13 protein-coding genes are annotated in these 21,745 nt (G+C 38.2%); 9 read left to right on the top strand and 4 right to left on the bottom strand.

The features are described 5' to 3' along the window. Positions 1 to 31 precede the first annotated feature (31 nt). From V7K69_RS05760 to V7K69_RS05785, 6 genes are all read left to right on the top strand, one after another. Positions 32 to 1,306, top strand: coding sequence for an O-antigen ligase family protein (locus V7K69_RS05760; RefSeq protein ID WP_335032197.1), 1,275 nt, complete (start codon positions 32 to 34; stop codon positions 1,304 to 1,306). Further along, the gene (locus tag V7K69_RS05765) at positions 1,287 to 2,558 is read left to right on the top strand and encodes a glycosyltransferase family 4 protein (RefSeq protein ID WP_335032199.1); all 1,272 of its coding nucleotides are present in this window, start codon (positions 1,287 to 1,289) and stop codon (positions 2,556 to 2,558) included. The genes V7K69_RS05760 and V7K69_RS05765 overlap by 20 nt, the downstream gene beginning before the upstream one ends. A gap of 29 nt (positions 2,559 to 2,587) precedes the next feature. Beyond that, on the top strand, positions 2,588 to 3,604 hold the full coding sequence (locus V7K69_RS05770) for a hypothetical protein (RefSeq protein WP_335032202.1): 1,017 nt from the start codon (positions 2,588 to 2,590) through the stop codon (positions 3,602 to 3,604). Between the two features lie 76 nt (positions 3,605 to 3,680). Further along, entirely contained in the window at positions 3,681 to 4,574 is an 894-nt protein-coding gene (locus tag V7K69_RS05775; protein ID WP_335032204.1) for a glycosyltransferase family 2 protein, read from the top strand. A gap of 113 nt (positions 4,575 to 4,687) precedes the next feature. Then, a complete protein-coding gene (locus V7K69_RS05780; RefSeq protein ID WP_335032206.1) occupies positions 4,688 to 5,839 on the top strand; it encodes a glycosyltransferase in 1,152 nt (383 codons plus the stop codon). Positions 5,840 to 5,999: 160 nt separating this feature from the next. After that, complete coding sequence (locus tag V7K69_RS05785) at positions 6,000 to 6,824, top strand: WecB/TagA/CpsF family glycosyltransferase (RefSeq protein ID WP_335032208.1); 825 nt, start codon at positions 6,000 to 6,002, stop codon at positions 6,822 to 6,824. A 183-nt stretch (positions 6,825 to 7,007) separates the two neighbouring features. Here V7K69_RS05785 and V7K69_RS05790 read toward each other — a convergent pair whose 3' ends face one another. Beyond that, positions 7,008 to 8,171 (bottom strand): endo-1,4-beta-xylanase, encoded by a 1,164-nt coding sequence (locus V7K69_RS05790; protein WP_335032210.1) that lies wholly within the window; start codon positions 8,169 to 8,171, stop codon positions 7,008 to 7,010. 77 nt (positions 8,172 to 8,248) lie between these two features. Between V7K69_RS05790 and V7K69_RS05795 the strand changes: the two genes are divergently transcribed. After that, the gene (locus tag V7K69_RS05795) at positions 8,249 to 10,600 is read left to right on the top strand and encodes an adenylate/guanylate cyclase domain-containing protein (RefSeq protein WP_335032212.1); all 2,352 of its coding nucleotides are present in this window, start codon (positions 8,249 to 8,251) and stop codon (positions 10,598 to 10,600) included. Positions 10,601 to 10,750: 150 nt separating this feature from the next. Here V7K69_RS05795 and V7K69_RS05800 read toward each other — a convergent pair whose 3' ends face one another. Further along, complete coding sequence (locus V7K69_RS05800; protein WP_335032214.1) at positions 10,751 to 11,923, bottom strand: homospermidine biosynthesis protein; 1,173 nt, start codon at positions 11,921 to 11,923, stop codon at positions 10,751 to 10,753. A gap of 249 nt (positions 11,924 to 12,172) precedes the next feature. On the opposite strand from V7K69_RS05800, the gene V7K69_RS05805 reads away from it, so the two are divergent. Further along, positions 12,173 to 13,057, top strand: a complete 885-nt coding sequence (locus tag V7K69_RS05805; protein WP_012408196.1) for a ParA family protein — start codon at positions 12,173 to 12,175, stop codon at positions 13,055 to 13,057. Positions 13,058 to 13,291: 234 nt separating this feature from the next. Further along, positions 13,292 to 16,675 (top strand): EAL domain-containing protein, encoded by a 3,384-nt coding sequence (locus V7K69_RS05810; protein ID WP_335032216.1) that lies wholly within the window; start codon positions 13,292 to 13,294, stop codon positions 16,673 to 16,675. Between the two features lie 57 nt (positions 16,676 to 16,732). Here V7K69_RS05810 and V7K69_RS05815 read toward each other — a convergent pair whose 3' ends face one another. Both V7K69_RS05815 and ileS read right to left on the bottom strand, forming a co-directional pair. Next, on the bottom strand, positions 16,733 to 17,887 hold the full coding sequence (locus V7K69_RS05815) for a histidine decarboxylase (protein ID WP_335032218.1): 1,155 nt from the start codon (positions 17,885 to 17,887) through the stop codon (positions 16,733 to 16,735). Between the two features lie 564 nt (positions 17,888 to 18,451). Then, positions 18,452 to 21,328, bottom strand: coding sequence for an isoleucine--tRNA ligase (gene ileS / locus V7K69_RS05820; RefSeq protein WP_335032278.1), 2,877 nt, complete (start codon positions 21,326 to 21,328; stop codon positions 18,452 to 18,454). Positions 21,329 to 21,745: the final 417 nt, after the last annotated feature.

The following is a 21,745-nucleotide window of genomic DNA, read 5'->3' on the forward strand; positions in this document are numbered from 1 at the left end:
AACCCATATAGGAAATTAATAGACAGATAAAATGTCAGAAACTAAGGTAAAATTAACAGAAAAAATATTAACTGTCTTACTATTACTCATCACTGTAGGGGCATTGACCATACATCCTGCACAAGAAATTTCTATATCTACCCTCGGAGGCGATAAGCTAGATACCATATTCAATATAGTTTCATATTTAATTCTGTTTTATTTCCTACTTTTATACTGGAAAGGTTTTCTTTATGTAACTACTAAAAGTCCGTTACAGTTTCTTTTAATAACAATAGTTATATTTTCTCTTTTGTGGTCAGGAGACTTAAGCTCTAGTCTTACTTATATGAGAGGTTTAATCCGACTATATTTTCTGGCAATCTATTTGGCAATGCGTTATTCTCTCCGCGAACAAATGAGACTAATCGCTTGGGCGCTTGGTGTATCTGCATTATTATCTATGATATTTTCCGCCTTCATACCAGGTTATATTCATCAATCACCTGAATTAGTAGGTATGTGGAGCGGAATTTATGGTCATAAAAATGAATTAGGATATATGATGGCTTGGAGTGCAGGAGTTTTTTTGCACCTTGCTCTTAGTAGCTATAGATATCGTTGGTTGATGTGGGGAATATGTGGGATATCTATATGTCTAATTATCCTCTCACGTTCAACAACATCTTTAACGATTATATTAACAATGGTATTACTTTTGCCTGTATATAAATCATTTCAAAAAACTAATTATAAATTACAAGTTATTCTAATTACTTCGACTTTAATGTTACTCATTATCGGTTTAATATTACTTATCAATAATGCTGATACCGTAGTTGGTACTTCTGGCAAAGACCTTACCTTTAATGGACGTTCCGATCTCTGGGAGCTAGTGATGTCCAAGATTTGGGAAAGACCCTGGCTAGGTTATGGATTTTCTGGATTTTGGACTAGTACTTCTGCATCTAATCTAAGAGCTACTTATGATTGGGCAAGTAATGCTCACAATGGTTTTTTAGAACTATTGTTAGAATTAGGATTTTTAGGTTTTTTGACTTTTGCAGCAGGCTTTTTCCGGTTCTTTGTAATGGCATTAACTCGAATTATTTCTGTTGCTAAAAAGCCGGAAGATTATTGGCCAATGCAGATGCTAATTATCATTGTAATAGTAAATTTTTCAGAAGCAAGATTATTAACTCCCAGTTGGAATTGGTTAATGTATGTAACTACGTCGCTATCTTTGACTCTTGAATATGAACGAAATCATAAAAATATTTTAGTTAGTAATTACGAAGTTAAAAAAAATGAAAGTTTTACATCTTAGTACTCACGATATTGGTGGAGGTGCTGCAAGGGCTGCCTATCGTTTGCACACAGGTTTGCAAGATATAGGACTACAGTCACAAATGCTAGTTCAGGAAAAATCTAGTAATGATAAAACAGTAATTGCCCCTAAAATTAGACTGTTTCAAGGCATCGCCAAAGCCAAATTGACATTTGAAAGCCTACCATTAAAGCTTTATTCTCAAAAGAAAAATACTCCATTTTTTATTCAATGGTTGCCAGATAGAGTTATTCCTAAAGTTGCTCAGGTTAATCCAGATATAATCAATTTGCATTGGATTAGCGGAGCTTTTATGCAAATAGAAACGTTCTCTAAGCTAAAGCGTCCTCTAGTTTGGACTCTTCATGATATGTGGGGGTTTACTGGAGGGTGCCATGTTATTGGAGAATGCGATCGCTACAAAGTATCCTGTGGAGCTTGCCCTCAACTCAATAGTAGTAATGAATGGGATTTATCCCGTTGGGTATGGCGGCGCAAAGTAAAAGCTTGGAAAAATGTTAATTTAACTCTAGTTTCCCCTAGTTCTTGGTTAGCAGAGTGCGCTCGTTCCAGTTCTTTGTTCCAGAATTTGCGAATCGAGGTGATTCCTCACGGATTGGATACTCAAAAATATCGACCTATTAATCAACATTTTGCACGAGAAACACTGAAGTTACCTCAAGATAAGAAGCTGATTCTCTTTGGAGCTATAGAAGCAACAAGCGATCGAAATAAAGGATTTCATTTGTTGCAGCCAGCTCTACAAGAATTGAGTAAGGCTGGATGGAAGGACAACTTTGAAGTGGTTATTTTTGGGGCATCTCAACCGGAGAATCCACCTGATTTAGGCTTTAAAACATACTATTTAGGGCATTTATATGATGATCTATCTTTAGCAACTGTTTACTCGGCAGCTGATGTGATGCTTGTGCCATCTCTGCAAGAATCTTTTGGACAGACAGCTTCTGAATCACTTGCTTGTGGTACTCCAGTTGTTGCATTTAATTCTACTGGCTTAAAAGATATTATCGATCATCAGCAAAATGGCTATTTAGCGAACCCTTATGAAGTTGACGATTTCGCCAAAGGAATTGCCTGGATACTCGAAAATGAACAGAGGTTAGAAAAACTGTCATTTTATGCCCGCAAGAAAGCAGAACAAGAATTCACCCTAGAACTTCAAGCACGTCGTTATTCAGCTTTATTTGAGGAAATATTGATGGTAGCCAAAAAATCTCTATTTAGTAACTAATTTAGTAAATAAATAAATACTTCATAATTATGTCAATACCTATAGCTTTTATAATTTGTACAGAACCTGGGCGCTTAGAAGCTCAGTCGTTAATGCTTGCAGAAAGTATTCGTAAGTTCTGTGGAGAATTGAAAGATACACCTATATATAGTTTTCATCCTAGAGTAGGTGAACCAATATCAAAGCAAACCCAAAAAGCATTTGAAGCATTGCAGGTGAATCATCAACAAGTTCCTATTAATCAAGAATTCCATGAATATTATTTAGCAAATAAGCCCTTGGCGTGTGCCTATGCAGAACAAAATATTGATGCAGAAATATTAGTTTTTCTAGACAGTGATAAATGCTTTTTTTCTCCACCAAAAGAATTTTTATTACCCGTTAATTGCAACGTTCGTTTACGTCCTGAGTATGGTCAAGGAATTGGTTCTACAGGTTTGCGAGACTCTCAAGAATGGTACTGGCAAAAATTATATGAAGTGCTGGGGGTAAAACGTGAGGTATTTGTTGAAACACCTATTGGTAAAAAAAGGATTAGAGCTTACTGGAATTCTGGTTTGGTCGTTGTGAGAAGGAGTGCGGGTATATTTACAGCTTGGAAAGAGAATTTTGAAAAAGTCATGCGCCTTGATATAACTCCTCCCCAAGGTATTTATTTTGTTGAGCAGTCTGTTTTGTCTGTAACTTTATGTGCCTTGGAAGAAAACGTCGAACATCTTCCTGCTAATTATAGTTATCCATTACCTTTACATAACCGTTTATCAACAGAATTACAAATTAAACATTGGAATGATATTATATCAATTCATTATTTCAACTTATTCTTCTATAACGATTGGAATACACAAATAAAAAAATTGAAGAGACTTAACATCAATTCCGAAAAATATCTATGGTTGTGTCAAGAGGTTGTCAGACTAAAAATGCCTCGTGTATCAGTTTTACATAGATATATGTTGGTAGTTAGAAGAATGGAACAAAAATTGCGAAATTTTAATTTAGATATTAATTTGAGTGGTTGGATAGAAAAAATGGCTAAACTTTAAACGTAATGGAAATAATTACGTATAGCTTTATTATTTCTATTGCTCATTTCCATAAAAATTAGATGAGGTAAATAAGATGAAAAAAGCAAATATAGCTGTAGTTATGACCTGTCATAACAGGCGGAATACAACTCTCGCCTGTCTACATACTTTATATGAGCAAAAACATCATTGTGATGTTTATCTAACTGATGATGGTAGCTCTGACGGGACTGCACAAGCTATCAAAGCAGAATATCCAGACGTACACATTCTTCAGGGTAATGGTAATTTATTTTGGGTGGGAGGAATGCACCTTGCCTTTGATGAGGCGATAAAGAATCAATATGATTATTATCTCTGGTTGAATGATGACACATTTCTAGAACCCAATGCTGTCAGTAAATTATTACAGATTCATCAAGATTTGACTGCACAAGGTTATCCAGACTCAATCGTAGTTGGTTCAACTAAAGACCCAATGACAGGAAAAGCAACCTATGGAGGAGCAGTAAAATCTAAAAAGTGGTATTCTAACAAATTTGAATTTTTAGAACCAAGTTCGGTTATTCAAAAATGCGATGCGATGTATGGTAATTGTGTACTAATTCCTAAAAATGTTGCTGTAAAAGTTGGCAATATTGATACAGCTTTTATTCACAGTTTAGGAGATTTAGATTATGCCCTCAGAGCGCGTAAATTGGGTTGTCAAATATGGGTAGCTCCTGAATATATTGGTACTTGTACTAAAAACTCTATCCGTAACAGTTGGGTAGATACTAATTTAAGTATATTACAGCGTCTACAAAAGGCGTTGCAAATTAAAGGATTTCCATTAAAACCCTGGACTATATTTTGTATCCGACATTCTGGTCCGTTATGGATATTTTATTGGTTTTTACCCTATATAAGAGCAATTATTGGTTACAAAAATTTGGCAATTTCTCCCACATTTTCTGAAGAAATTAACCAAAGTAACTCAGAAGTTTGATTCTGCTACTAGGATAATTAACTAATGATATTTGGAGAATTCATAACCATCTAAATAACTGAAAAATGTAGTTTAAAAATCAATTCTTGAAATATTCAAATTATTAATAGATTATGGGCAAACGTTTACTAATTGTCTCAACACTTGATTCTAGTCAACCATTTGGTGCATTTACTAGACCTTTTTATCTAGGACAATATCTAACTAAAGATTTTGATGTTTTTCAGCTAGGTTTAGATTGTTCATCTGTTAATTATGCACCTTCTATTTCGATTGGATCAAGAAGCCTAAAGTCATATATTCAAACTATAGAAAAATGTATCGATGAGTTTTGTCCAGATATCGTTTATGCTCAAGAAACTTTACCTGGATTAGCTGCTTTGATTTCGCTGAGGCTTAGAAAACGCAGAAATTCCTCTCTTGTCTTAGATTTTCATACATTTTCAGCGTATGAATATTGGATGCGCTTGTTTTCAGTTGCCAATCCTTTCAAAGAGTTTGTACAATGTATTAAGACATATATTGCTCAGGGAATTCTGATATTTTCTGGTAGTCCAATTATTGCAGCAGGTGACTCAATTCCTAAACTAATTTCCCAGTGGTATGGTAAAGCTCCAGACCAAATTTATAGTATCGGAAATGGAGTTACTGAAGACTTACTAAATGCTGAATCATTTTTGAGTAAAGATCCTTATCAAACATTTAGACCAGCAAAGATAGTGGTTCTTATTGCTCCTAAAACATTTCAGTTTCCAAGTAATGATATGTCTGTGTCAATGACTATTCAGATTGCTAAACATATTGAAAATCATCAGGAGAAAATACATTTTGTTGTTATAGGTAGGGACAGTAGTGATATTTCAGAACCAATACCTTCTAATATTTCTTTTTTGGGATTTTTACCTAAAAGAGAGGATTTTGTTAAACATGTTAAATATGCAGATATTGCTTTGTTGCCATTCTCTAAGCAAGCAGTAGCAGGTGGCGCTCGTAATAAAGCGTTAGATTATTTCGCTAGTAGAAAGTTAGTTGTATCAACACCAGAAGGATTGCGAGGTTTAGAAGAATTTCGGCATTTAGAACATCTTTTAGTAACAGGATATTCTACTGAAGAAGTCGCTAATACAGTGCTAGATGCAGCTTCAAATTTTGATAAATATCAATCAATTGTAGATACAGCATATACCTTAATTACAGAGAAATATTCTTGGAATGCAAGAGCGCATAACATCGCACAAATTCTCATGGAAGTAAATCGTTCTTAATTAAATTTATTTATTTCAAAGAACATACCCGTCTAAAAAATTTAAGTTTTTTAGTATTCAAGATTTGAAATATTTAAATATTGCTAGTAATTAATTTTTAGATATCATCTTTCTTCTGGAATCAATTCTCATAATTCTAAAAATAAAAATTCTTTAAGTCATGAAAAATCGATTTTCTTATAAATTTCTTGGTGTTAAACTTGATGCACTCTCTATCCCAGAGTTAAATTTATTAATTGAAGAATCTATTGATAAAAACGAGAAATGGATTATTGCTAATCACAACTTGCATAGTCTTTATCTCTTTCATAACGATCTAAAAATGCAAACGTTTTATGCTAAGGCTGAATATATCCATATTGATGGTATGCCTCTATTGTTTATTGGAAAGTTGTTAGGTTTTCCAATGAAACGAGAACAAAGAGTAACTTATGCTGACTGGGTATGGCCTCTGATGGCAGAAGCTGCTAATAAAGACTGGCGTGTATTCTATTTAGGTTCAAAGCCAGGAGTTGCAGAACAAGGAGCAAGTATTTTGCGCGAGAAATTTCCTGGTTTACAGATTGCTTGCGCTCATGGTTATATTGATATGGATAAAGATAGTGAAGAAAATCTTGCGACTCTGGCTGCCATTAATGCTTACAAACCTCATGTGTTAATGGTGGGGATGGGTATGCCACGCCAAGAGCATTGGATTTCGGAAAATCTAGAATATATTCATGCCAACACTATTTTGACTAGTGGAGCCTGTATGGACTATGTAGCAGGAGTAGTGCCTACTCCTCCTCGCTGGATGGGAAGGGTTGGCTTGGAATGGTTGTATCGCTTGTTATCTGAACCGAAAAGACTTTGGAGACGTTATTTGCTTGAGCCTTGGTTTGTAGCTACATTATTTTTACGAGAAATTTGGAGTATGCCAAGCCAACAAAAAAAAAATAGAATGCTGCTATTTCTCACTACAAGATTCCACAAGTTTGTAGCGTAATTGAGTTTCGTCAAGCCTCACCAGTATGTCACTCAATTTGTCACGAATTTATGTAATACTGTATTGAGGCTTAATCACTAATTACTTCAGACGCTTTATCTTTGCTCCTTAATAAGGAAGAATATCCTCACATCCTTAGTTAAAAATGACAGTTAAAAGCGCTATTTACGTCTGAATAAAGTATTAAGTTGCTTGCTGAAAAGCCTGGGCAATAGCGTTGCGAGCAAGTTTAGGTTGTAGGTTTTCATCGAAGGGAAGTGGACGCAGGAATTTCCAGAGACTTGGATTGTTTCTGAAGGTTTTTCCTGGCATCCAGTCGGGATGACGTATCCAGGTATGACGGTCGGTAATTCCCCATGTAATTACAGTATTAACTCCAGCCGCAAAGCAGAGGTCAAGATATCGCTTGTAACTGTCGGCTACCATCTGATCTAGCTTTTTTATACTATCAGGCAGTGGGGCATCAATGATAATATCTAATTCTGTGATTATTGGTTTAACTTGAAGATCGTTAAGCCGTTTTAAGACAGAATTAAATCCTTTCTCATCAAAACCATAGGCAGTAGAAAACCATAGATGTGATTGGATACCTGCGCCGTCAATTTTAACGCCACTATTCTTCAGATATTCGACCATTTTTAAGAAACGATCTGATTTCCATGTAGCGCCTTCGATGCCGAAATCGTTTAGGTAAAATTTCTTAGTGTTATCAACTGAAGCCGCAATTAAAAACAAATCTCGAATTAATTCTCGTTTTACCCCTTTACGCAAACCGTAGGTAGGATTATCAGTTTCATTTTCACTATCAGCGATAATTTCATTGGCAATATCCCAAGACTTTAAAACGGGGCTATTGCGATAATGACCCATAACTCCTTTAACATGGCGTTCGAGCATTTGAAGAGTGGGGGGATAAGGTAGCCAGTCTGGTTTTCCCATGTGCCAGAAAAGGGTATGCCCATGCAATTGTATATTATGCTTTTGGCAGAAACCAGCGATCGCATCTGCTGACTCAAAAGTAAATTTTCCTGGTTGTGGTTCAGTAGCGTTCCATTTTAATTCACCATTTGGTGTCACTATCGAACATTCACGAGCAATTAGGTTAGCGTAACCCTTCTCTTGTAGCAAAAATTCACTAGAAACTGCTGCGCCATAACGCTTTCCTTTGGCTGCTGCTAATTGTCGAAGGGGAGAATTGACATTTGCGCTTGCACTTAGATAATTTGCCGTAGCAGCATTTATGGTACCATCTTCCTTCTGCCTATCCTTTTGTAAAAACCCCATAGTCAATAAGGCAGAAAGGGTTGTGTATCCTGCTCTTTTTAAAAATTTTCTGCGATAAGGCATAAACGATATTTAATAAAAAGCACAATTATTATATTACAGAATAATTTTTTATATTTTTGAAAGTATCGCATACTACAATGAAAGACCAACTACTAGATCGGATTTGCAACGAACCTTCATTACCAGATAAATTTGAACATTTGGAACTGGATGATAATTTCTGCATCATAAATACATCGGAGCAAGTGCAACGGTTTGCAGATAGTCCTGAAGAAGTGATCCGGGGAAAAGATATCCGGTTAGGTTTTCCTGAGTTTATCGGACTCGAAAAAATTTTGCAAGCTATTTTGCGAGGAGAGCAGCAACTATTTGAGTTAGAAGCAATTGGACGACCTTCAAATCAGAAATATATATACATTAATATATATATTCTCAGCAACCAGCATGAAAATAAATTTAGAAATAAATTAATCGTTTTTATTGAAGATGTTACTAATAGATTTATTTTAAAGCAAAAATTAGCACAGCAAACTTATGAAGAAAAACTGCGGATGAATGCTTTAACAGCATACAATAGCTATATGGAAAAAATAATTAATTTGATGCCAGATGCTTTATTAATAATTAGTAGTAAAGGCAATATCAAAAAAGTAAATAATGCTGCTCAAGAATTATTTGGTTTTAGCGAAGAAGAATTAATTAATCGTCCACTATCTCTGATAATGGATGACGACCATTTTTTAATAAAATCAATTTTTAAAAATTATTATTTTCGGCAGAATTTCCATAACTTAGAGGTAGTTTGTCGGACTAAAACTAGAGAAAAGCGGTTGATTGCTTTTTCTTGTTCAGTAATTCCGAAAAAAATACAAGGATTAGAAGATGTTGTCTACATTGGTCGGGATATTACGGCTCGACAATACCGAGAACAGCGTACAAGTACCCAGTATGCTATCACTCGGATATTATCAGAATCCCAGAGTGTAAAGCAGGCAATTCCGCAAATTTTGCAGTCGATTTGTCAGAACTTGGGATGGCATTTAGGTGAACTTTGGGCACCAAGTCAATATATTGGCACTTCGGTACAGGGACACAGCATCAATGCAATACTACGGTGTGTAGAAATTTGGTCAAGTCGAGTAATTTCTGTGCGGGAGTTTAAGGCAATCACCTGGCAAACTACCTATACTCCCAGTGTTGGCTTACCTGGTCGAATTTGGATTAGACGTTTGCCCTTGTGGATTAAAGATATCACAGAAGATGGAGACACAAGGCGATCGCAACCTGCGGCTGAAGCTGGATTGCACGCAGCTTTTGGCTTTCCTATCTTAGACGATAGTGAAATCTTAGGAGTGATGGTTTTCTTTAGCCGTGACGTACAACCAAAAGATAAAGACCTATTGCAAATGATGGGTTCTATTGGTAGCCAAATCGCCCAGTTTATCAAACGTAAACAAGCAGAAGATGCTTTGATAGAAAGCGAAGAACGCTATCGTGATTTATTTGAAAATGCTAATGATTTGATTCAATGTGTCAATGTCTATGGTCGTTTTTCTTATGTCAATCTTGCATGGCAAGAAACTTTAGGATATAGCGAAGCTGAAATTGCGAATATGACCATTTTCGATATTATACATCCAGAATTTAAACAAGAATGTTGGCAAAGGTTTTATCGCGTACTGTCAGGAGAAAAATTCGATCAAGTAAAAGCGGCATTCGTTACTAAAGATGGTCAAACAATTTTTTTAGAAGGTAATATTAACTGTAAATTTTCTGAAGGTCATCCAGTTGCAGTTCGTGGCATATTTCGCAATGTTACCCAGCGAATAGCAGCAGAAGAAGCGCTACGTCATCAGCAAGAAGAAACCGAACGTTTATTGCTGAATATTGTGCCAACCGCAATCTCGAAGGAACTGAAAGAAGAATCAGCTAAAATTGGTGAAGAATTTGCTGATGTCACAGTTTTATTTGCAGATATTATCGGCTTTACCGAAATTGCCGCTTCTATGAGTGCAATTCAAGTGGTAAACTTACTTAACTCGATTTTCTCAACTTTCGATTGCCTCACCGAACAATATGGTTTAGAGAGAATCAAGAACTTTGGCGATGCTTATATAGTAGTTGGTGGCTTACCTACACGCCGCCCAGATCATGCTCAAGCGATCGCTCTTATGGCACTACATATCCAAACTGCGATCGCTCTCTTTAATACTGAAAATAACCAACACTTCAACATCCGTATCGGCATCCATAGTGGTTCCGTAGTTGCGGGAGTAATTGACTTCAACAAATTTACTTGCGATCTCTGGGAAAACACGGTAGACATCGCTAGTTGTATGGAATCTCAAGGTATTGTTGGTAAAATTCAAGTTACAGAAGATACTTATAAATCTTTGTGTAATGAATTTTTATTTCAAAAGCGGGGCGAAATCGAAGTTAAAGGGAAAGGGAAAATGACAACTTATTTTTTGGTTGGGCAAAAGGGATAAGGGGAATGGGGAATGGGGAATGGGGAATGGGGAATGGGGCATTGAACACGAAGAAGAGACAAGGACTTGTTCAATAATTCCTCCTTGTCTTCCTACCTCCCCTGCTCCCCCTTCTGCCCTGCTCCCCTGCTCCTCTGCCTCCTTTACTCCTTACGTATTCGGAATCAGCCGCCCACAGGGATAAGTCGCTGTTTGCTTTTGGGCACTTTCAGCTACTGCTGCGGGAATCTGATCTGATGATTGGGTTTTGGCTGCTAAATAGTCTTTTTGCAGTTTATCCAAAATAGCTTCTCGCTTGTCGTAAATACGCTTCAGGGGACGAGGCTGGCACTTATTCAAGACGTATGCTGTTACCAGTGGTAGAGCGATCGTACTATCGGTATAACAAACAATTGTGTTAGGTAACTCTTCGGGGTCAATCTTACCCCAGCTAACGGCTTCTGATGGGGTTGCTCCAGACAAACCGCCTGTATCTGGACGTGCATCGGTAAACTGCACAAAGTAATCGTGTCCTCGTTCTTCTAGCCCTAATACCTCATGAAGTTGCGGTTGAGTTTGTAGTAAAAAGTTCTTAGGACTACCGCCACCGAGAATTACAGCCGCACTTTTACCGCCTGACTCACGGGCATTATATGCGATCGCAGCCGTTTCATTCACGTCAATTGATGGATCTATCACCAACTGCGAACCTTCCAAAGCCAAAGCCGCCACGTTCATCCCAATAGAGCTATCTCCAGGAGAAGACGTATATATAGGTACGCCATACTCATAAGCTGTAGCAAGCAAGCAGGAATGCTGTACACCCAGTTGCTTTTCTACTTCCCGAACATACTTACCTAATAAATGATGAAACTCAGCAGTTCCCATCCGCTTCTGAAACGCTTCCCCTTGCAGAATCTTGCGGATGAACGCATCAGTTTCTAGTAGCACATCGTAACCAAAGATAATGTCATAAATGCGAATAGTCCCTTGCTGACGCAGTTTCACATCATCCAAAAAGGGATTACCAGCAAAGAGTTCAAAACCTAAACCATAGTGCATATCATGATAAAGATTTGCACCAGTGCTAATCATCCAATCAATAAAGCCATTACGAATTAAGGGTGCAAGCGCTGAAACCCCAAATCCTGCTGGTGTCATCGCACCGGAAAGGCTAACTCCGACAGTAACACCTTCGGTTAGCACATCACGACTCAGAAGTTGGCAGATTTCCCGCAACCGTGCTGAGTTGTAAGCAGTGAAGTATTGATCGATCAAATCCACTACATTGATATCATTTGATATAGGTGTAGGTGCAATTTTTTGACCCAGCTGTTTAGACATTTTGGCACTCCCGAACAGTAAACACGCCGAATCTAATGTTATCTAGCTTTCAACCAAAGTGATAGTAATTTAAATAGTACAGCAGGTAAATCCACCCACGGCACGGAAAAGTAGTCATTTCCCCCTGCTCCCTTCCCCCTGCCTCTTCGTTGAGTTTCCGAAAATATTAAATTTAATGGAAGATTTAATAAATCGAGAGAGGTGTACGCTACCTAGATGTGAAGAATGCGTCAACAGAGGACTCAACCAATGGGATATGTAATTGCTACTGCAAACATGAAAGGTGGCGTTGGTAAAACCACCCTCACCGTCAACTTAGCTACCTGTTTAGCTAAAAATCATGGCAAGCGGGTGCTTGTCCTTGATTTAGATAGCCAAATTAGTGCCACACTCAGTTTAATGTCGCCTTTAGATTTTGCCAAGCGTCGTAAACAAAGCAAGACATTTAGGTATCTGATTGACGAAGTTATCAATCCAGACCCACAAGCAAAACTCACAATTCAAGATATCATTCAATCCCAGGTTTGTAATCTTCCCGGGCTGGATTTATTACCAGGAGATATAGACTTATATGATGAATTTGTTGTATCAGAAATGCTACATCAACAAGCAACTGCATTAGGAGAACAGGACTTTGAAACTATTTGGAATCGCTTTGAAAGAGTCCTGATTAATAACATTTTAAAACCAGTCCGTCAAGAATATGATTTTATCCTTCTCGATTGTGCCCCTGGATATAATTTATTGACTCGTAGCGCTTTAGCTGCCAGCGATTTCTACATACTTCCGGCAAAACCAGAACCCTTATCTGTAGTGGGTATTCAACTCTTAGAAAGACGCATCGCCCAATTGAAAGATAGTCATGGACATGAAACCAAAATAGATATAAAAATGCTGGGAATTGTATTCAGTATGTCTACTGCTAACCTTCTCACGGGCAGATACTATAAACAAGTGATGCACCGCGTTGTAGAAGATTTCGGGGTAGAGAAAATTTGTAAAGTACAAATACCAGTTGATGTCAATGTTGCAAAGGCTGTTGATAGTTTTATGCCAGCTGTTTTAAATGCTCCACAATCAGCTGGTTCAAAAGCATTTTTTCAGTTAACTCAGGAGTTGTTGCAAAAGCTATAGAAACCTAATCAGTAAGCTAATGAGGGTAATATAGCAGTCCTAAATCATTCATTAAAGATTAGATCCCCGACTTCATAAAAGTTGCCGGGGATCTGGACAGCACGAATTTTCATAAATTAGATAGTATTGCTATAAGTAAGTTATCTTTTCTATAAGTTCAGCACTTATACGGAAGCTATATGCAGCGAAATTCGGCTATTGAGTGAAAAGGTCAGTAAATCTTACTAAGAAACAATGCTTACTCAAAATTCTATACCGACAGAGAAAAATCAGAACTTGGTAATACGTTTACCACGGACTCTGAGTTATCTCGAAACCTGGGGCTTTGGCTTAACGGGTCACGTGGGATGGATTGGTACTGCCCCTATTATTCATGCAGCGTTAGGGCCTAAAGCGATTTTAGTTTGGTTTGTTGGCACGATTATTTCCTTTTTACTAAACTTGCAGGTGCAAAGTCTAGGTAGACGTTGGCCAGATGTCGCTGGAGGAACACCAAATTATACCACAAGGCTATTAAAAAATTTTCCTGACTTAGGTCGTTACGTAGCATTAGGATACTTTTTTAGCTGGGCAGCAGCACCGGCACTGTATGCAATTATTCTCACAGACCTAATTAAAGTAAATTTTGGAACATTAGGTATTTCTTGTCCAGAAACTTTATTAAAAGTTTTATTTACAGCGATTCCTTTTATTTTAGCGTTTAGTGGCACTCGTGCTTTAGCGCTCTTGCATTTATTTTTTGTATTCCCAGCAATTTTATTACTGCTTTTGTTTTCTATTGAAGGCGTTTTATGGTTAGTCTTCTCAAATGCTAGTTTGAAATTTATTCCAACTAGCACACATAGTCTGAGCTTTGAAGAATGGGCTAAGTGGTTTTTTCTGGCGAGCTATTCAATTTATGCTTGTGAAACCACTTCTTCTTTTGTAGCTGATAGCCACCATCCGTATAAAACTTTAAGCTTCTTAACCGTAGCTGCTTGGCTAATTCCTCCAGTCTTTTTAGGTGGTTCTTGGGTATTAATGTGTTCGGGTCAAAATCCCACAATAGGTAATGATGCGTTCTTAAATCTGGTAGCAGCTTCTAAGCCTTTTTGGGGTGAATCTGCCTCTTTTTTAGCAACACTTTTGATTACTGTATCTTGCCTTCTAAGTTCTGCTACGGCGGTTTCCAATTCTCCTCGGATATTATACCAACTTGCTTTGGACAGACAGATTTCTCCCATATTTGCATTAGTTTCCCGTCAAGGTGTCCTTGGGCCTGCTATCTTCCTGACCTTTCTAATCAGTTTGCTGTGTCTAAATTTGGGAAATGTATCTCAACTTGTCACTGTGGCAGGCACTTGTTATTTAATGTCCATTATGGGATTACATTTGGGATTATGGCTGTGTCGAGGAAAACCTCAGGTTTTATGGCCTTGGTGGTCGCTTGGTTTTTTCTTTTTAGAAGCGGTAGTTCTAATAGTAGGAGGTTTAGCTTGGAATTGGAGAGATTTTTCAGTGGGATTATTATTACCCATTGTTCTGATGATTGGAGATGTTGGGCTACGTCGCTTAAGATTTGCACCATTACAGTTGGAATGGTGGACACAGCGTTACTACACTCGGTCTAGCACAAACAATTCAGACTTTCTGATACTACAGGTGATTGTCCTAGTATCATTAATTTGTATTACTGCTACAAGCAGTTGGGTTATCCGCGATTTATTAGGTAAAGTTTCTGATAATCCTCAAAATTCTTTACTAGCTATTCTGTTAGTAACGCTTTCTTTAATTGGAGTAGCGATCGCTTGCTGGACAACTCTACCACAAATCGTTGCTATTGATGAAGCACGCAAACAAGCAAAAAGCCTATTTATCACTACTCTCGATACCGTTCCAGACACTGTTTTAGTCTTAGATGAAAACGGTAAAATTTGTCAGACTAATGCTGCGGCTGAAGAATTATTTCAAACCAATGTTCAGGAGCTGCTTGGGCAAAACTTGAATCAACTCTTAGTATGCTATCACGGCAAACCAAAGCAATGGTCTATCAGGACTGAGCAAACTTTAAAAATAAACCAAGGTCTAAGAATTGTTGAATCGACTATTTCCCAGCCATTCAATTCTCAGCTAAGGGAGTATGTTGTTATTATCCGTGACATCACTAAGCGGAAGTTAGTAGAGGAAGAATTAATCCAATATCGTTATCAACTTGAGCAACTAGTTCTAGAACGCACTGTTGAACTTATCAGAGTAAATCAACAACTAGAACAAGACATTATCAAGCGTCAACAGGCACAAGAGCAATTACTTCACAATAGTCTTCATGACGGGCTAACCGGCTTACCTAATCAACGATTATTTATGGAGCGAGTCCAGCAAGCAATAGAACGTACTAAACAGCAAAATAATTATTTATTTGCCGTACTTTTCTTAGACCTAGACCGCTTCAAAGTTGTTAACGACAGCCTTGGACATCTACTGGGAAATCAGCTTTTGATTGCAATTTCCCATCGGCTAAAGTCAGTTCTACGAACCAGAGACATAGTTGCTCGTTTTGGTGGAGACGAGTTCACCATCTTAATTGAGGATATTGAGGATATTGATATCGCCATACAGGTAGCCGAGCGAATTAAAAAGATGCTAGCTTTGCCATTTCAATTAAATGAGCATCTGGTATTTACTAATGCTAGTATTGGCATCGCTTTAAGTAAACCAGATTATGAACAATCAGCGCATATTCTCCGCGATGCCGATGTTGCAATGTACCGCGCCAAATCACTTGGTAAAGCACGCTATGAGGTCTTTGACCAAAAGATGTACGAGGGTGCATCTTTGCTATTAGAGTTAGAAACTGCTCTGCGAAATGCACTGCTTAAACAAAAAGAATTTCGTCTTGATTACCAGCCAATTATTTCACTTATAACTGGCAAAATTATTGGATTTGAGGCCCTGATACGTTGGTATCATCCAGAACGAGGTCTTATTTCCCCTCAAGATTTTATTCCTCTGGCGGAGGAAACTGGAATGATTGTTAGTATTGGGCAATGGGTGCTTTCTGAAGCCTGTCAGCAAATGCACAGATGGCATCAAAAATTTCCTAGTTCACAACCTCTGACAATTAGCGTCAATTTTTCTGGGAAACAAATCACGCAACCCGATGTGTTTAAACAAGTTAAACATATTTTGCAAGAGACTGGACTGGAGCCATGTAGTTTGAAGTTGGAGATTACTGAAACCCTGTTGATGGATAATTTTGAATTAGCTACCACTGTGCTTTCCCAGTTAACAGAGCTAAATGTCGAGATGCACATGGATGATTTTGGAACTGGTTATTCATCTTTGAGTTATCTGCACCGCCTACCTATCAAAACTCTGAAGATTGACCGCTCTTTCGTCACTAATATAGGTAGTCGAGGAGAAAATTTAGAAATTGTCAGAGCGATTGTGACATTAGCTCATAATCTTAATATGTCTGTTACAGCAGAAGGCATAGAAACTGTAGAACAATTAGCACAATTGAAGGCGTTACAATGTGATTATGGACAAGGGTATTTTTTCTTACCACCGATGGCAAGTGCAGAAGTAGAAATGCTACTTGCTGCTAACTTATGTTACAAAAACTTTTTAAAGAGATAATTTGTTTGGTATCGAATTCTCTTTGGAGAAACACCTTTTAAAATTGAAAAATCAATATTAGTGTTGTAGTACTGGCTGTAGCTGGAAATCTTCTGCGTTATTAACTAACCCTTCTTCTAACAATAGTTCATTAATAAAAATATCGATTTTATCCCGACCAATATTCTGCATGACTATCATGTGTGCCGAGTTTTCAAAAACTGCTAATTGCCACTTTTTAATTAACCTTTGAGAAGGCTTTTGAAAAACTACTGTGTTGGAAAAATTATTTAACATACATGGATATTCTCTGATTTGAAGTTGTTGGAAAAGATATTGAGCATTATGAATACAGGTCTTAGCCTCTTTAGCTAATCCATCATAACCTCTTGTTTGTACTGCATACCAGAGAATTAGGGGGGTATGACCATTTCTAGATCCCAGAATAGTTGTATCTTTTGAACCAATATATTCAATTTCTGTTTCAACTTTTTCTACCCATTTTTTCTTAGTTAAAACTACACCACAAGGTAAGGGAGAACCAATGAATTTAGCAGAAATAGCTACACTATCTATCGGTTTTTTAAAATTCACTTGCGGAGCGCCATCTAAAAACGGTAATATTAACCCTGAAAGTGCAGCATCACAATGAATGTAGTAATCTTTAATCTGATTGCGCTCTAAAATTTCTAGAACTTTGTCTAAGTTATCAATTGCACCTTTGACAGTAGTCCCAATATTTAAATTTATGATGGCTGGATAACTACGATTTTTGCTAAGTAGTTGTTCAAAATGGTCATAATTCATTTCTCCGTTAATTTGTGAATTAACAACATTATGTTGAATCCGGAATAATTTCGCGGCTTTAGGAATTGAGTAATGAGAGTCTTGTGATGAGTAAAGAATCCCATTAGGGTAGATTTCTCTTGCTAAGAAAATTCCATATAAATTACCTTCAGTTCCACCAGCTGTAACATAACCCCAAAACTGATTTTCTGGAATTTTATAGAGTTGAGCAAAAAAAGATAATACTTCTTGCTCAAACCTACGGGAATGGAGACCAAAATCTGGCTCTATATATGGGTCTCCAGCATTATTTAACAGATGATTGAAAAATTTCCCGATCGCACTGTAATCACAACTTAAATTATACGGATAGCCTGCATGAAACTGCGATCGCTGTTCTATTTGCAGCAAAAAATCTGCCAACTCTTTAGCAACTTTACTTGACATATCTTTGTATCTCTTGAATTTTGATTAAGTTAATGGATGTTTTAATCGAAGTTTTACGTATTAATCCATACCTTTATATTTTCTTCATAATACTGCAACTTTGCTCTATACATGAAAAGAATACGGTGAAAGTACTTAGTGAGCTTCAGTAAAAACACCTGATTTTTTATTCATAATTATATTACCCTTAGAAATTACGTACTTTACAAAACAACCATAATATGTTTAACGTAAAATATCTTTTTTAGGCGGTGACTACAAACTGATTTAACGTAAGTTCTACGGATGATGTAGTGCCTGTGTAATTACCAATACGCTTGGGTTAAGGCTAAAACTCTTTATCAAAGTCAAATTTTTTAACGTAGACGCATCTTGCCGCAGGCTACCGCAGAGGCACAGAGGGAACACAGAGAAGAATAAAAATGCCTAACTGAACCGTATTGATGTAATTACAGACCTCTCGTTGGTTTGAATACACAAAATTTTCCCTCTCCGAGTTGGAGAGGGAAAGGCTTGAACTTTATTTCAAGGTAGGGAGGGTTCGTTGAACTCAGGTCTATTTAACTAGAACTCTCCGGCTAAGGCTGCAACACACCGTTCGCAAATTAAGGGGTGTTCTGCTGATTCTCCCATACGAGTAGAGTAGTTCCAACAGCGATCGCATTTTTCACCATCTGCTTTCACTACCGCAATTCCCCAATCTTCCGTCTGCGCTGTATATTCCAATCCTTGCAACCCTTGAGCAGAATCTAATAATTCCACTTGGGAAGTCAGCAATAGATAGCGCAGTTCATCAATACCGTTACCCTTAACCGGGTTAAAGGCTTTGATAGCATCGCCTAATTGTTTGTGAGGTATATGAATCAAAGCTTTCGCTTCTAGGGAAGAACCAATGAGTTTTTCTATCCTGGCTTGTTCTAACACCTTATTAACATCGGTGCGGAGTTGTCTTAGTGTGTCCCAAAATTCCGCCAATTCTGGATTACGCCATTTTTCCTCAACCTGTACCCAACCAGCTTCAAACACCGATTTGTAAGGTGTTTTGTAAGGGAGATATTGCCAGATGTCTTCGGCGGTGTGGCATAACACTGGTGCGATCGCTCGTGCTAAATTATCTAAAGCTATTTTCAGCACTGTTTGACAACTGCGACGGCGGAAAGCATCTTTTGCACTGATGTACAGCCTATCTTTAGCAACATCCAAATAAAAGTTGGATAAATCGACCACGCAGAAATTCTGTACTGTTTGGAAAAAGCGGAAGAATTGGAAACTATCAAAGGCTTGCGTTACTTCCTCAAATACCTCGGTGATGCGGTGCAGCATATAACGGTCAAGTTCTGGCAATTCCTCGAAGGGAACTGTATCTTTTTCTGGGTCAAAATCATCCAAGCTACCCAGCAAAAACCGCGCTGTATTGCGAATTTTGCCTCTGACATCGTTCATCTGCTTGATGATGTTTTTCCCAATGCGGACATCGCCAGAATAGTCTACCGATGATACCCACAATCTCAAGACATCTGCACCGTAAGCCGGTTCTACTTTTTGATTTTTCCCACCTTCAATGATTGTATTTGGGTCAACCACATTTCCTTCAGACTTGCTCATCTTCCGGCCCTGTTCGTCCAAAGCGAAGCCGTGAGTTAGCACAGTTTTGTAAGGTGCAATGTCATTTACCGCTACACTGGTGAGCAAACTTGACTGGAACCAACCGCGATGTTGGTCGGAACCTTCTAAATATATGTCAGCTGGGTAGCGTAACTCTGGACGTTGTTGGACGACAGCTGCCCAAGATGAGCCAGAATCAAACCATACATCCATTGTGTCTGTACCTCTGCGGTAAGACTTACCATTATTACGATAGGATTCTGGTAATAATTCCTCAACGGATAATTCCCACCAAGCATCAGAACCAATTTCTGCAATAATTCCTTGAGCGTGGTTGATAATTTCCTCATTCAGCAGTACTTCCCCGGTGGCTTCATCGTAGAAAACGGGAATGGGTACACCCCAAGCGCGTTGACGAGAGATACACCAGTCGGAACGTTCCGCCACCATTGGCGTGATGCGATTTTCACCTTGGGCTGGAATCCATTTTACCGTGGCGATCGCTTTTAGTGCTTCTTCTCTAAATCCTTCCACGGAAGCAAACCATTGTTCAGTAGCGCGGAAAATCGTCGGCTTTTTCGTCCGCCAATCATAAGGATATTTGTGGGGATATGGTTCTTCCTTCAGCAAAGAACCAGCCGCATTTAAGGCATCAATCACCGCCTGATTCCCATCACCCAGCACATTTAACCCCGCAAATTCTCCCGCTTCTTCGGTAAAATTGCCGTTGTCATCGACTGGTGCAAGAATGGGTAAACCGTAGCGCTGACCAACGATGTAATCTTCTTGACCATGACCGGGTGCAGTATGTACCAACCCAGTACCCGACTCAGTAGTAATGTAATCACCACCCACAACAATCGGACTTTCGCGGTCATATAGAGGATGACGATAAGTAGTATGTTCTAAGTCATTTCCCTTGAACGTGGCTTTTACAGTTAACTCAACTCCCAATGTTGAAGATAAACGTTCGACTAAATCAGCAGCAACAATAAGGTATTGAAAATTACTCTGCACCTCTGGATGGGAAACTTCCACCACTGCATAATTCAAATCTGCATTCACCGCCACCGCCAAATTTCCCGGAATTGTCCAAGGTGTGGTTGTCCAGATAGCTACACCTAAATCTGACTGATATTCCGATAATAGTGGTTTTACAGCTTCGGACAAACTTGTGATTGCAAAAGCTGCATAGATACTACGGGAAACGTGACCTTCAGGATATTCCAACTCAGCTTCAGCCAAAGCAGTTTTAGAACTCGGACTCCAGTGAACCGGCTTCAAACCGCGATAGATGTAGCCTTTTAAGAACATCTGACCAAATACGCCAATTTGAGCCGCTTCATAAGCCGGCTTTAGAGTTAGATAAGGGTTGTCCCAATCACCCCAAATACCGTAGCGTTTAAAATTTTGGCGCTGGTTATCTACCGTAGCTAGGGCAAATTCTTTCGCTTTTTGCCGCAGTTGTAAAGACGTTAAGTTTTGCCGTTCTGCTGACTTCATGTTCTGCAAAACTTTTAACTCAATTGGTAAACCGTGACAATCCCAACCAGGAATGTAGCGAACCTTACGCCCTTGTAGCAGTTGGTAGCGATTAATAATATCTTTGAGAATTTTATTTAAGGCATGACCAATATGGAGTGAGCCATTAGCGTAGGGAGGCCCATCGTGCAGTATAAATAATTCGCCGGGGTTATTTTCAAAGAGGCGATCGTAAATTTTATTTTCTTCCCAAAATTTCTGGATTTCCGGCTCGCGCTTGATGGCGTTTGCCCGCATATCAAAGCTAGTCTTGGGTAGGTTTACAGTATCTTTGTAACTTCCTGGTTCGGTCACAGTCTCATGCCTAAAATTAGGTGTGCAGGTTTTATCAATTATAGAAGATGGCAGGAAAACCAAAATTTGCTTTTTGAGAGCGAGTTTCATAAACCTCTCCCTACCTAAATTGAGGCTTGACACGGCACTAGTGGTCTATCGTATTAATTTTGCTAGGTTTTTAGTAAGCACTTTAGTGCTTGAATATTTGAGGACTAAAGTCCTCACTACAACGCTTTGCACTAATGCTTAAATTTTTTCATCTCTCAACATCTCTCCTAAGTATGAAAATAAATCATAACTCTAGGTAGTAGCGCCAGTAATAGAGGATAACTAATATATATAAAGCTAATTTCATATTCACTCTAGTTTTATCTGCCACAGCCATTCTCCGTTGCGCTGTACTGGATGGAGACATACTGCTTTGTCTGAGTCATT

The organism is Nostoc sp., from assembly GCF_036917775.1.
GTDB lineage: Bacteria > Cyanobacteriota > Cyanobacteriia > Cyanobacteriales > Nostocaceae > Nostoc.

What these genes read in the sequence shown, in the direction of transcription:
- V7K69_RS05760 (WP_335032197.1), top strand. Translation starts at nt 32, where the DNA reads ATGTCAGAAACTAAGGTAAAATTAACAGAAAAAATATTAACTGTCTTA.
- V7K69_RS05765 (WP_335032199.1), top strand. Translation starts at nt 1,287, where the DNA reads ATGAAAGTTTTACATCTTAGTACTCACGATATTGGTGGAGGTGCTGCA.
- V7K69_RS05770 (WP_335032202.1), top strand. Translation starts at nt 2,588, where the DNA reads ATGTCAATACCTATAGCTTTTATAATTTGTACAGAACCTGGGCGCTTA.
- V7K69_RS05775 (WP_335032204.1), top strand. Translation starts at nt 3,681, where the DNA reads ATGAAAAAAGCAAATATAGCTGTAGTTATGACCTGTCATAACAGGCGG.
- V7K69_RS05780 (WP_335032206.1), top strand. Translation starts at nt 4,688, where the DNA reads ATGGGCAAACGTTTACTAATTGTCTCAACACTTGATTCTAGTCAACCA.
- V7K69_RS05785 (WP_335032208.1), top strand. Translation starts at nt 6,000, where the DNA reads ATGAAAAATCGATTTTCTTATAAATTTCTTGGTGTTAAACTTGATGCA.
- V7K69_RS05790 (WP_335032210.1), bottom strand. Translation starts at nt 8,171, where the DNA reads ATGCCTTATCGCAGAAAATTTTTAAAAAGAGCAGGATACACAACCCTT.
- V7K69_RS05795 (WP_335032212.1), top strand. Translation starts at nt 8,249, where the DNA reads ATGAAAGACCAACTACTAGATCGGATTTGCAACGAACCTTCATTACCA.
- V7K69_RS05800 (WP_335032214.1), bottom strand. Translation starts at nt 11,923, where the DNA reads ATGTCTAAACAGCTGGGTCAAAAAATTGCACCTACACCTATATCAAAT.
- V7K69_RS05805 (WP_012408196.1), top strand. Translation starts at nt 12,173, where the DNA reads ATGGGATATGTAATTGCTACTGCAAACATGAAAGGTGGCGTTGGTAAA.
- V7K69_RS05810 (WP_335032216.1), top strand. Translation starts at nt 13,292, where the DNA reads ATGCTTACTCAAAATTCTATACCGACAGAGAAAAATCAGAACTTGGTA.
- V7K69_RS05815 (WP_335032218.1), bottom strand. Translation starts at nt 17,887, where the DNA reads ATGTCAAGTAAAGTTGCTAAAGAGTTGGCAGATTTTTTGCTGCAAATA.